This is a genomic window from Zhongshania sp. (genome assembly GCF_041623545.1).
Classification (GTDB): Bacteria; Pseudomonadota; Gammaproteobacteria; order Pseudomonadales; family Spongiibacteraceae; genus Spongiibacter.
This window is the reverse complement of record NZ_JBFJWS010000082.1, coordinates 1-11507: the sequence shown is the minus strand read 5'-3', so window position 1 is coordinate 11507 and position 11507 is coordinate 1. Positions and strand designations below refer to the sequence as shown.

General features: G+C 51.0%; 13 protein-coding genes. 6 read left to right on the top strand and 7 right to left on the bottom strand.

The window, feature by feature from the left end; all coding sequences use genetic code 11:
• The coding region (locus tag ABYT30_RS09635; protein WP_373096228.1) for a MotA/TolQ/ExbB proton channel family protein at window positions 1-354 on the top strand (354 nt) is incomplete at its 5' end.
• Window positions 347-655 (top strand): DUF2149 domain-containing protein, encoded by a 309-nt coding sequence (locus ABYT30_RS09630; protein ID WP_184460834.1) that lies wholly within the window; start codon window positions 347-349, stop codon window positions 653-655. The genes ABYT30_RS09635 and ABYT30_RS09630, both read left to right, overlap by 8 nt.
• Window positions 656-694: 39 nt before the next feature.
• Here ABYT30_RS09630 and ABYT30_RS09625 read toward each other — a convergent pair whose 3' ends face one another.
• From ABYT30_RS09625 to ABYT30_RS09615, 3 genes are all read right to left on the bottom strand, one after another.
• On the bottom strand, window positions 695-1606 hold the full coding sequence (locus ABYT30_RS09625; protein WP_373096226.1) for a TIGR03619 family F420-dependent LLM class oxidoreductase: 912 nt from the start codon (window positions 1604-1606) through the stop codon (window positions 695-697).
• 243 nt (window positions 1607-1849) lie between these two features.
• Window positions 1850-2338 carry an Hcp family type VI secretion system effector gene (locus tag ABYT30_RS09620; RefSeq protein WP_373096224.1) on the bottom strand — a complete coding sequence of 163 codons (489 nt, stop codon included), beginning with the start codon at window positions 2336-2338 and terminating at the stop codon, window positions 1850-1852.
• Between the two features lie 106 nt (window positions 2339-2444).
• Entirely contained in the window at window positions 2445-4943 is a 2499-nt protein-coding gene (locus ABYT30_RS09615; protein WP_373096222.1) for an FAD-dependent oxidoreductase, read from the bottom strand.
• 36 nt (window positions 4944-4979) lie between these two features.
• On the opposite strand from ABYT30_RS09615, the gene ABYT30_RS09610 reads away from it, so the two are divergent.
• Window positions 4980-5984 carry a hypothetical protein gene (locus ABYT30_RS09610; RefSeq protein ID WP_373082683.1) on the top strand — a complete coding sequence of 335 codons (1005 nt, stop codon included), beginning with the start codon at window positions 4980-4982 and terminating at the stop codon, window positions 5982-5984.
• An 89-nt stretch (window positions 5985-6073) separates the two neighbouring features.
• Window positions 6074-6580 carry a DUF2244 domain-containing protein gene (locus tag ABYT30_RS09605; protein WP_373096220.1) on the top strand — a complete coding sequence of 169 codons (507 nt, stop codon included), beginning with the start codon at window positions 6074-6076 and terminating at the stop codon, window positions 6578-6580.
• Between the two features lie 5 nt (window positions 6581-6585).
• On the opposite strand, the gene ABYT30_RS09600 is transcribed toward ABYT30_RS09605, so the two are convergent.
• The 3 genes from ABYT30_RS09600 to ybaK are packed head-to-tail and all read right to left on the bottom strand — an operon-like array spanning window position 6586 to window position 8687.
• Window positions 6586-7431, bottom strand: a complete 846-nt coding sequence (locus ABYT30_RS09600; protein ID WP_373084660.1) for a 2-keto-4-pentenoate hydratase — start codon at window positions 7429-7431, stop codon at window positions 6586-6588.
• A gap of 32 nt (window positions 7432-7463) precedes the next feature.
• The gene (locus tag ABYT30_RS09595) at window positions 7464-8210 is read right to left on the bottom strand and encodes an SIMPL domain-containing protein (protein WP_373096218.1); all 747 of its coding nucleotides are present in this window, start codon (window positions 8208-8210) and stop codon (window positions 7464-7466) included.
• Between the two features lie 3 nt (window positions 8211-8213).
• Window positions 8214-8687, bottom strand: a complete 474-nt coding sequence (gene ybaK, locus ABYT30_RS09590) for a Cys-tRNA(Pro) deacylase (RefSeq protein WP_373096216.1) — start codon at window positions 8685-8687, stop codon at window positions 8214-8216.
• A gap of 299 nt (window positions 8688-8986) precedes the next feature.
• Between ybaK and rimO the strand changes: the two genes are divergently transcribed.
• A complete protein-coding gene (gene rimO, locus ABYT30_RS09585; protein WP_373096215.1) occupies window positions 8987-10300 on the top strand; it encodes a 30S ribosomal protein S12 methylthiotransferase RimO in 1314 nt (437 codons plus the stop codon).
• The gene (locus ABYT30_RS09580; RefSeq protein WP_373096213.1) at window positions 10300-11013 is read left to right on the top strand and encodes a 16S rRNA (uracil(1498)-N(3))-methyltransferase; all 714 of its coding nucleotides are present in this window, start codon (window positions 10300-10302) and stop codon (window positions 11011-11013) included. The genes rimO and ABYT30_RS09580 overlap by 1 nt, the downstream gene beginning before the upstream one ends.
• A 100-nt stretch (window positions 11014-11113) precedes the next feature.
• Here the strand turns inward: ABYT30_RS09580 and ABYT30_RS09575 are convergent.
• Window positions 11114-11507, bottom strand: a 394-nt coding sequence (locus ABYT30_RS09575) for a hypothetical protein (protein ID WP_373096211.1), incomplete at its 5' end; no start/stop codon positions are given.

The following is an 11507-nucleotide window of genomic DNA, read 5'->3' as shown; positions in this document are numbered from 1 at the left end:
GGCGAGCGCTGGGGCGGTATTCGCAAACTCCGCGACGCTGGCAACCGCGACGCCCTCGTGCTCGCCGGTAAACGCCGCATTGAGCGCGCTGACTTTATTACCCGCCTCGCCCCCATGCTGGGTTTGATGGGTACCTTAATTCCCCTCGGGCCTGGCCTAGCGGCGCTTGGCGAAGGTGAGTTGCGCATTCTCACCACCGCCATGACCGTGGCCTTCGACACCACGGTGATTGGTCTGCTCGCGGGCATGATCGGCTTTGTCCTCGCCCGGCTGCGCCGTCGTTGGTACGACCAAGCCCTGCATCAGCTTGCCGACAAACAGAGCAGCACACTCGGAGCTAAGCAACATGGATAAGTGGCGCGACAGCGAATTTCTCGACAATAACGACGACCCCCTCGGCCCTATGGCCAACCTGGTCGATATTATTTTGGTGTTTGCCTGCGGGCTTATCGCGGCACTGGTTTCAATGAGTCCCGACCTACAACAGCATTTTAAAACGGAACCTCAGAAACAGGATATTTCCCTAGGCAAAGAACTGCCCAGTGTGCCAACAACGGTTCAGCAACAAATTCAAAATGGGGACGGCTACGAGGCCTTAGGACAGGTCTACCGTGATCCTAAGACAGGGAAGTTGATCTTGATTGGTGGCAGCTAAAAATCGCGTTTCGCGACCACCGTAACCACACCGCCATATTTATATTTTGGCGACAAAGTTCTCAGCAAACCATTGCACGTTTTCTATATACGCAGCGCGACTTGGATGGGGTAGTTTAAGGGTAATCCAATTAACTCCTGCCCCCTCCAGTTGCCGCAAATCTTCCTGAAATTGGTCGATCTCCCCTTGGGAACGATGGATAAAATTATCAACCGAGCTAATGGCAATGTTCACGTCAAATGCAGTTTGTAAATTCTGTTGTTGGCGCGCTTGTAAAATAGTTTCAACCTTGTTTTTTAAATCCGCGACCGACTGGATTCCCGAATCCTGATTTAATTTACTGTGGCGCGCAATGGAGAAAAATGGACACCAACCGTCGCCGTGTTTTACCGCGCGCCGCAGTGCAGCGTCACTGCTACCGCCAATCCAGATCTTCGGTTGTGGCTCCGGTGAGGGTCTAGGTTCATTGCCTTTGGCGTCAAAACCCATGCCTTTTTTAACAATACTCCCCCCAGCCCAAATCTCGCGAATGGTCTCCAGTGCTTCATCAGTTAGGCGCCCGCGCTTATGGAAGTCTACGCCAAGGGCATCAAACTCTGCTTTTTGGTAACCAGACCCGACACCGAGTATAAATCGCCCGCCGGACAAAACTTGCAAGGTGGTGGCCGCCTTCGCGGTGAGAAAGGGATTGCGATACGGCAGCACCAGAATATTGGTTTGAAGCAATAAGCGCGAGCTTGCCGCAGCGACAAAAGCTAAAGCAGTGAAGGGATCTAGCGCATCGTGGCCATTGGCATGCAGCCATTCGGAGGACGGCGCGGGATGGTCAGTGACACAGCATGCATCGATGTCAGCCTGCTCTAAGGCTTTGGTCATTTCGCTGACAGCAGCCGGCGATTGAAACTGACCCGGGGTGACATTGCCAACAGGGATGTATAAACAGAACTTCATTTGTATTTCGCTCCACGGGGCACCTGCAGGAGCAAAAGTATAAAGGGGTTTTATTTACTAAGTCGTTTCATTAATGAAACACCGATTTTCAATAATACCAAGCTCCTAAGCTATGAGATTCTTAGAGCACCGAAGGTATCTGTTTCAATTCTACTGGCACATGTAAGCGGCAAGGTACTGTTTTGTTAGCAACAATACCTTGCTCGGCCTGCGCATTCCATTTTATGCCAAAAAGTTAATGCCTTATTTAGTTCCTTCTTCTACTTTCCAGCTGGCCTCGACTTTGCCTTTTTTCTTCATCTCGGCGCCGCGATCCATCATGGTAGCTCGGCCGCCATCTGACTCTGCCAAAACCACAATCTCATTTCCACGGCCATCCGCAGTAATCGATATAACCTCTGCATTTTTTAGCACGGTTACATGGCCGTCAGCCTTGATTTTGACGTTTTTAATAGTTGTACCGTCAGCCAAGCAGCGCGCTAGCATAGGCGAAGACTTATCAATGGGCTTGGTAACGCTTACGGGCTTATGTTGACGCTTACCGCTAGGCAGGCCTGAAGCCGCATCGCGAGGGGAAACCACCGAAGAAACTGAAATAAGTTCGATCCAGCCCTTGTGGTCTTTATCCATTGCCTCACCGTCTACGCCATCGAATTTCATATACGACGCCGCGAATAGCTGTCCGGAAAAGCAGAAAAAGGCGAGTAACACGATCAGAATTTGACGTTTCATGGCACACTTCCAAACTATCGGCCGGGGCTTAAAGCTTAGCTCTAGTGTTAGAATAATACCAATATTGCCTTAGCCCTAATACGGCTCGCTGATTAGGTCAAAACCTCTAGTAATCAAATATATGTTCCAGTTCAAGCAGTTGGCCTGTTTTGCTAGCGGCAATATCCGCTAAAAATTTTGTTAAATCTGCCACCGCAAGCAGGACAAAAATCCGTTCCCGCTCATCATCAGACACCAGTACTGACCTGAATAGCTCACTCCCTGCCAAGGCCGACACATCGGCACCTGCAGCGCCGAGCAGTGACACCACAATCTGATGATTTCCAGAAATATCACTAATAAGCCATTCATCCGGGGCAAAGCGCGGCATTGTTTCGGTAAAGCCACCCCAGCGCGGCACCGACATTAAAAAGTCGTCGCCGCCCCCAGCAAGCATCTCGACACCCTCTGGTTCCCTAGCCAAGCGAATACTATTCCTGGTAACGCGCTGGGCAGTGAGGTAAATACGTTTATCAGTTTCACCATAAGTTGATTGCGCGGCGTATTTAATGGCTTTGGCGTACATTGATTTAAATCCAAACTCAGCACTGAAAAACAGTTTTCGCTCCCATTTTCGCAGAGGGTGATCACCCCACAGCGAGGTTTCTGACCAGATACGATCACCCCAGCCAGCAAAATCGAACTCATACCAAGGCTCGTCGTAAATCAGTTCGCTATAGGCGCGGTGAGCCTGCTGGATAAGCTTATCTTCCGGCGTGTCTTCGCCACCGGCAGCCCAGCGCGTAAAGCGTCCAATACTGCTCTCATACGCACCTTTGGCTAAATATTCCAAGGTGGTGCTGATACCGATTACGCGCAACATAGTGCGGTACTCGGCATTGGCCGGATAATTTTGGCGGCTGATCGCCGTTGCGCGGTCGTACAGTACCCAGTATTCCTCAATACTTTCATAAAAAGGAAAGTGGCTAGGGTTGCGGCCTTCGGCTAAATAATCTGCGTACTCCTTAGGTTGAAACACCAAATACCACTCAGGAATAGTCAGAAAGGTTTGCTCCTCACTACGGTAGTAATCACCCAGATCCGCCTTGGTTTGCGCCAGTAAATCTCGATTGTTCGGGTAGTATTTAGCCCAGAGTAAATTCACAAAGCGATTATTTGGATCGAGGCGAGTCTTGAGCGCGAAGTAGTCTTCGGCCTTGGGGTACGCGGCCGCAAATTGCTCTGGACTGGCTTGCAATTGATACGGCAAATAATAAGCACCACCGAGGGCTATCGCAGCGTCAATCATCTCACTGCTCCATACTCGTACAGCTTCTTTTGCCGTCGCATCAGTGCCCTGGCGGTAGTACACCACAAAGGCAAATACCTCGGTTTTCGCCCAGTTGAGTAAGGTATTCGGGTCCGCCTTGGCGTGGCGCACGCTCACGTTAATGATATTGGCTTGGTTGCGCTGAAAAATATCCCGCATTTGCACGACAAATTCATCAAAGCGCGCTACCGGCACAAAATACTCGCGCAGGCCGTAGCTGTATTCAGAGCGATCTTCCGGCTCTAATTCAGCAACATCATAACTCGCCTCATAATTGCGCCATTCAATTCGCTCAGGAAAATAAACAACAGGATCGATAATATGCTCGCGGGTCCATTTACCTAAGTTGGAGCTGGCGACAAACTCCGCGGCTTTTACTTGCCAGTAGTAGTCTTTATTCTCTGGGATTAAGCGCTCGCTCACGGTAGGCAATTTGTCGGTAGAAAACCAACTCACATCCCGTAAGCGATTGTAGTGGGGAGGATAGATGTCAGCGTTGTGAAAAACCACACCGCTATTTTCGCGAACATTATCGCGAAAATGCTGGGCGTAATCCTCAACAGCCATGACCCTGACCTTGCGCTCGACCGCGACATTATCTTCAAGCTGAAGGGTGGCCTCGACGATCACTCCCAAACCGCCGTAGCCGCCAATTGCGCCGTAAAAAACATCCGCATTCGCGTTGGGCGATGCCTCGATGACGCTGCCGTCAGCCAGCAGCAACTTCAATGCGAGCACCGAACCTACTAGCGGCCCCTCACCGATATAGCGGCCATGAACATTCACACTAAGGGAGCCACCAACGGTAAAGTTCGCGTAGGTTTGCATGATTTTAATAGACAGATCGTGGGGGTCGATCGCGGCTTGCAGATCCCGCCAGCGAATGCCCGGCTGAACCGTTACCGTTTTAGCCTCGGCGTCGATGCTCAGTACTTTATTGAAACTGCGCATATCGAGGTGCAAGCTATCTGGGTATGCCGTTTGCCCGCCTTGACTAAACCGACCGCCACCAATAGAAACTCGACCAGTCGTAGCGCCTAGCGCCGCCTGAATATCCGCAATTGACGTTGGCCGCAGTACCTGCGCTACCCGCACCGGATTCAATTTACTGACGTCATTGACCGTTAATGCCAATTCGGGTGGCTGAAAATTTTTGTCGCCACTACGCAGCACGGTGAAGGTGGTTGCCACCGCCAACACCACGGTCAGTAAGACAAGAAGACTTGCCAGAACTTTGAATAAACGCCAAAGTAGACGAGCTGGCTTTAACAACTTTGCGATAGTTAATCTAGACAAGGCCTAAACTCCAAATTTAGTCACGGGTTGAGCGTAATGAATAATAAAATCACAAAGAAGCCTTTATCTCGGCGTCAATTAATTAAGTATATCGCGCTGGCCAGTGCGGCGATAAGCACGCCGTTGTTCAGCCAAGCGGCAACACCAAGCCCCACAATGCCAAGCCCGCAGGCCCTCACTGACGAATTAGCAATGGGCAACTTTGCCTTTATCTATCGCAACCCGCAACTTCGCGAGGAGTTTTTTGAGTTTTTAGTGAATGTCTTTCACCTCTACCCCGAGCGAGAATTACAAAGGCTGATACAAGAGGCCGCCGAAGTCTATAATAGCGACCAAAATGTCTACCAAAACGTGCAAGGCAAGCTAAGCGATATTAAGCCCTTTCTCGGCGAATTAACATTTGCGCTACCCGCTTTAAATAAACAAAAAAGCACCATGGCAGCGCAAACCCTGCAACTATTAGACAGCGACCGCCGTTATAACGGCTATTTAGAGATTGGTTCAACTGGCCGTTACATCGACGCTCTTGAAGAGGAGCTTAATATTGTCGGCGAACGCTATTTTGTCGCCGAAAAAGCGCCAAGCTACAGCCTGAGCGACATGATTGACCGCAATCAAATATGGCAGGCCGGCCCCTATATTCCCCTTGCGGACTATCGTCCCAATATTGCACGCACGATCGCCAGCAATTCATTGGATTTGGTCACAATCTTCATTGGACTCCACCATTGCCCGCTGGCGCTTAGAGACGAATTTTTAAGCTCTATTCGAGACACAATGAAACCAGGCGCGTATCTTGTGATAAGAGACCACGATGCCCGCAACACCAAGATGCGCGCGGTGGTTGGTTTAGCCCACGATGTGTTTAATATGGGCACCGATGAGAGCTGGGAGTACAACGCCAAGGAATTACGTCATTTCTATAGCCTGAACTTTCTCGATAACTGGCTCAGTAACTCAGGTTTTGTCGGCGATGGCCGCAAATTGTTTCAGCCCGGTGATCCGACTCACAATGCACTTATGGTATATCGCAAGGCCTGATTCTATTTAGATAATTACTCCGGTTTCTAAGATTTGCGGTATTTCCCAAATCTGCTGCTAGACTCAGGATAGCAAGGGAGACTTTCGCTATGATTGATGTCCGCAATAAAGATCAGGGCTCGGAAATTATCCTGCGCCCCAATTGCTCGGCAGACTGGTCGGAGAATCGGCGTATCATTCAAACTGTCGTGCTTTTTAATGGCGTGCTAGGCCTATGCTTTGCGGCCAATGGCGCATGGCTGGTTTTGCCGTTTATAGGTCTGGAATTACTCCTGCTGTGGCTAATCTTAGCTACCGTATTTCGCAAATTACAAGTTCAGCACATTGTCAGTGTTGACCCGCAAAATCTCTCCATTGATTCCGGTCATCGCCATTGTGAACACCACTGGCAGTGGCCAAAGCAAACCTGCTGCGTGCTCGTCACCGTATTGCCACACCCATGGGACCCACTGCAAATAAGCATTAGCCACTGCGGTGAATCCGTAAGTATTGGTGATTTTTTAAATAAAGATGACAGCCGTGAATTACTGAGTGCGCTGCGTCAAAGTGGATTAGCGGTAAGACACTACTGTGGTCTGAGCACCTTAGATGCCTAGAAAAGTCAGGGCAATACGTTTATCGCCAGACCACCAAGTTCGCTAATTTGCCCTTCAAAACGGCCGGCCTGCAAAGGCAGCATTTGCCCAATGGCTCCAGTGAGCAACCACTGATTAGATTGAATCACCCAGCCCTGTCCCACTCGATCGTTAATTAAGTCCAATAAATTCTGCCATTGGCCACCCAACATATCGCCGCTGCTAGCAGACAGAACCACGTCGTCATTACAGCGCAGCTCAACCACTAGAGCATCTAAATCGAAGCCTTTTTTAGCCATCAATTTTTCGAATAGTGTCGCTTCACCCACCACGAAACTCCGCGCTGCTACATTGGCGCGAACAATACCCAATACCCCATCCGTCGGATTTTTTAGCAATCCTAAATCCGGCAACTCAAATGCTGGCGCAACTTCAGCGACCAGCTTTTTTAAACTCGCGACATCAGCAATTGGACTCGCAACTGCTTCCCGCAACCGAAAGGCCATTTCAAGCTCGATCATGCCCCGATCAAACATCGATATTTGAATTGGTTTTTCACTTGCGACTTTCGAATCTGGCGGTAACACGCCGTATACGGCACGATCGCTATTGAATTTGTGCTGCGCTGCGCTCGAGGTCAATCCGGCTTTGAATCCCGCCGGACTGCGGCCATCGATACTTTTTATCAAGCCATCGTGTTGATCGGCATAGGCTTGCTGCCAGGCCTGTTCACCCACTGCTTGACTCACCAATTCTACTGCCGGCGCCTCAGCATGCAGTAATGGAGTGCCACAGCTGAGTAGAAAGCTCAGCGCTACGCAACGAAACCTTAAGCACAAAATTAGCGAGTCAAAAACACCTGAGCGCTGCATTGCTTTACCTCATAATTCTTATAATTTGCCATTCAATCTGACAAATAATACTCCACGGTTGAGACCACCCTTACCTTTTTAATGTGAGGGTTATTTTTATCACGGTCCTCAATAGTGAACTGCCCCTGTGACGCGCGTTTAATTTTACCTAAAGTGCTATCGGAATCTGCGGCGAACTTTTGAGCAACCTCGCGCGCTTCCCGAGTTGCCTCTTCAATCATAGCCGGTTTTACTTCGTTCAGCCGAGTAAATAGGTATTCTGTTTGGGCTTGATAGTTATTTCCAACAAACGCTATCCCTTGCTTACCTAACACAGACAACTGCCTACTCACTTCGCGAACCCGCTCGATCTGAACTGAATAGATTGTAATACTTTGTTCAGCGGTATAACGAAACTCAGCGCCAGCGTTACCGCCGTACTGTTGCGCTGACTTATCGGTGATCGATGGCGCAGATACCGTGATTTCTTCCGGCTTAAAGCCTCTCTGCAGTAAAAATTCTTGAATCGTCGCTATTCGCTGATCAAGCAAGGTATAGAGTTGTGGCAGGTCATTACTGGCCTCGGTAAAGAGAAGTGGCCAGATTACGATATCAGCTGGGTACTCCCGCTCCGACAGCCCCTTCACCGCGACGCTGCGTTCAAACTGCCGGTAGTCCACTGCCGCCTTGCCCATAAGCAAACCTAAGACAGACATGCCCAGCACCAGCGCCACACCAAGAATCAATGCATTTTTATTACTCATCTCACCGCGACTCACGTCCATCTCCTTATTGGTCACTCATTAATCCAATTGCGCTATCAACGCCAGTTGCCCTTCAGTCAAAATCAGTAAATCCTGTACTGCCAGCTCAATTTCCAAACCCCGCCGCCCCGCACTCACAAATATCGTAGGGAAACCCGCCGCGGACTCGTCTACCACCGTTGGCAGCCGCCGTTTCAGCCCTAGGGGACTCACCCCACCCAATACATAGCCACTGGAGCGCTCTACATCGGCAGCTGCCGCCATTGCCACCTTCTTTACCTTAAGGGCCTTGGCCATGGCTTTTAAATTCAGCTTCCCGGACACCGGCACCACTGCGACCGCCAATCCTCTCGGCTCTTGCGTCACCACCAGTGTCTTAAATACCTGCGCCGCATCCAAGCCCAGCTTCTCAACCGCCTCAAGACCATAAGAATGACTCTCAGGGGCATGACTATACTCATGCACGGTATGGGCAACTTTATGCTTTTTGGCTAGATTAATGGCTGGTGTCATGTAGGTGCTCCCTGCTATCTGAGATTGACTGTTGTGCTATTGCGGAGTTCCCAGCCTTTAGCGGGAGGCGCTTGACCGGAGACGGTAAACGCTAAGGCCAAAAGATACTCTGGTGTTGGTGCTGACTTTTGTCCTTACGTCAGACGCCCGACGCCCGACATCCGACGAGATTTCCACCAATTTTAGCGTCTCCCATCTCCCGTCCAGCATCGTGCCAATCAAGCCCTGCGGTAAGTAAGCATAGGCGTCAGCCCCCCAATCCGGTAAAATGCGCCGCTTAAAGCATTTCAGAGGTTTTTATGGCCAATCCCAAAGTCGGTTTCGTGAGTTTAGGCTGCCCCAAGGCGCTGGTGGACTCCGAGCGTATTCTCACCCAACTGCGCATGGAGGGCTACGATATTGTACCCAGCTATGACGACGCCGACGTGGTGGTGGTCAATACCTGCGGTTTTATCGACAGTGCCAAGCAAGAGTCCCTCGACGCGATTGGTGAAGCCCTGAGCGCAAACGGCAAGGTCATTGTGACCGGCTGCATGGGCGACGACGCGAAAATTCGCGCCGTACACCCCAATGTATTGGCGGTTAGCGGCCCCGCCGCCTACGAAGAAGTGGTTGGCGCCGTGCACGAATGGGCGCCGCCAGTCAAAAACCACGATCCCTTTGTCGATTTAGTGCCGCCCCAGGGTATTAAACTCACCCCCCGCCACTATGCCTACCTGAAAATATCCGAAGGCTGTAACCACCGCTGCAGCTTCTGCATTATTCCATCGATGCGCGGCGACTTGGTCAGCCGTCCTATTGGTAGCGTGTTAGAAGAGGCCAAACGCCTTGTCGATGCTGGGGTGCGCGAAATTCTGGTGGTTTCCCAAGACACCAGCGCATACGGTCTAGACACCAAGTACAAACTCGACTTCTGGAATGGCCAGCCGATCAAAACCCGCATGCTTGAGCTGTGCGAGGCACTGGGTGAAATGGGCGTATGGGTGCGTCTGCACTATGTTTACCCCTACCCCCATGTCGACAATGTCATTCCGCTGATGGCCGAGGGCAAAATATTACCCTATTTGGACATTCCCTTTCAGCACGCCAGTCCCAAAGTGCTAAAAGCCATGAAACGCCCCGCGCATCAGGAAAAGACTCTCGATCGCATTAAAAAATGGCGTGAAATTTGTCCCGATCTGGTGATTCGTTCTACCTTTATTGTTGGTTTCCCCGGCGAGACCGAGGAAGACTTCCAGATTCTGCTCGACTGGCTAAAAGAAGCCCAGCTCGATCGCGTCGGGTGTTTTGAATACTCACCGGTTGAAGGCGCCACCGCCAACGACTTGGAAGACCACGTTCCCGACGATGTTAAAAAAGACCGCTGGCAGCGCTTTATGGTGGTCGCTCAGGAGATTTCCGCCGAACGTCTACGCGCCAAGATCGGCACGCAACAGGAAATTCTCATCGACACCGTCGATGAAGAAGGCGCCATTGGCCGCAGCGTGGCCGATGCCCCGGAGATCGACGGCAAGGTTTACCTAGACGGCTTCACCGACGTCAAACCCGGCGATGCCTTGGTGGTCAATATCATCGACTCCGACGACTACGATCTGTGGGCTGAACCCGCCTAATGAATCTGCTGCTACTGCAGCCTGAGGACTTAGGCGCCGATTCCAATCACATAACGCTAAACGATGCCCGCGCAGCACATATTCGCTCTGTGTTGCGCGCCGCCACTGGCGACACTCTTAAAGTCGGTTTACTCAATGGCCTCACTGGCAACGCCACCATCACCACAATGGATGACGCCGGTGTCAGCCTTGAGTTTGAACTGCACACCCCGCCACCGGCAAAACTGCCGCTAACACTGCTTCTCGCTTTACCTCGACCCAAAATGGCAAGACGAATTATTCGCGCTGCCACCGAATTGGGCGCGAGGGAGATCATTCTGCTAAACAGTTATCGCGTGGAAAAAAGCTATTGGCAGAGCCCCCTCGTTAGCGACGAAACTCTGCACAGTGCGATAGTGGAAGGTTTAGAGCAGGCGGGAGATACGGTGCTGCCAAGCTTGCGCCGAGCAACCCGCTTCAAGCCCTTTGTTGAAGACGAACTGCCAAGCCTGCTCAGTGATAAATTAGGCTTGCTCGCCCATCCCTACGCGGAGCAGGGCCCGCCGCAGTCCTTAAAAGAGAACTGCCTACTCGCCATTGGCCCCGAAGGCGGCTTCATTCCCTACGAGTGTAAAAAACTGATCGCCGCGGGTATGCAAAGTTTTAGTCTTGGCCCACGCATTTTAAAAACCGAAACTGCCGTATCCACATTAATCGGTCGCTTATTTCTCTAAAGCGTTGTCGCAAAAAAAAGCCCCTATAAAAGGGGCGAAGCGGTTCAATACCTGGGAGGGAAAATCCCCTAGCACAGTGACCAAGGGAAACTTTTTCACATCAGAAGTTGTAACGCAGGTTTATACCAAACTCCCGTTGTGCGTTCATACCAATTTGACGATAGCTCGTGACGCCCGTCCCAGCTTGGGCGCCGACAACCTGACCCTGACCATTAAATTGTAAAACCTGATAATCTGCCGTTGCTGGACTCGCCTCGCGGTGAATTACCCTCTCAGTGTCCGCCAGATTTTTACCGTAGAACATCAGCTCCCACTTGCCCTCAGGGTCGCGAATACCGGCATAGCCGTTAATCGTATTGTAGGCGTCCACATCATCAATGGGATTGGCCGGATCGTTTTCCGAGTTCCCGTAGAACGTAACCAAACCACGAATATAGGCTTCAACGTCGATAAAGGGGAAGCTGTACTCCGAGGTCAAGGTCGACGTCCACAAG

Coding starts and splice junctions, on each gene's coding strand:
- ABYT30_RS09630 (WP_184460834.1), top strand. CDS start 347: ATGGATAAGTGGCGCGACAGCGAATTTCTCGACAATAACGACGACCCC.
- ABYT30_RS09600 (WP_373084660.1), bottom strand. CDS start 7,431: ATGCAGCGCTCAGGTGTTTTTGACTCGCTAATTTTGTGCTTAAGGTTT.
- ABYT30_RS09625 (WP_373096226.1), bottom strand. CDS start 1,606: ATGAAGTTCTGTTTATACATCCCTGTTGGCAATGTCACCCCGGGTCAG.
- ABYT30_RS09620 (WP_373096224.1), bottom strand. CDS start 2,338: ATGAAACGTCAAATTCTGATCGTGTTACTCGCCTTTTTCTGCTTTTCC.
- ABYT30_RS09605 (WP_373096220.1), top strand. CDS start 6,074: ATGATTGATGTCCGCAATAAAGATCAGGGCTCGGAAATTATCCTGCGC.
- ybaK (WP_373096216.1), bottom strand. CDS start 8,687: ATGACACCAGCCATTAATCTAGCCAAAAAGCATAAAGTTGCCCATACC.
- rimO (WP_373096215.1), top strand. CDS start 8,987: ATGGCCAATCCCAAAGTCGGTTTCGTGAGTTTAGGCTGCCCCAAGGCG.
- ABYT30_RS09580 (WP_373096213.1), top strand. CDS start 10,300: ATGAATCTGCTGCTACTGCAGCCTGAGGACTTAGGCGCCGATTCCAAT.
- ABYT30_RS09610 (WP_373082683.1), top strand. CDS start 4,980: ATGAATAATAAAATCACAAAGAAGCCTTTATCTCGGCGTCAATTAATT.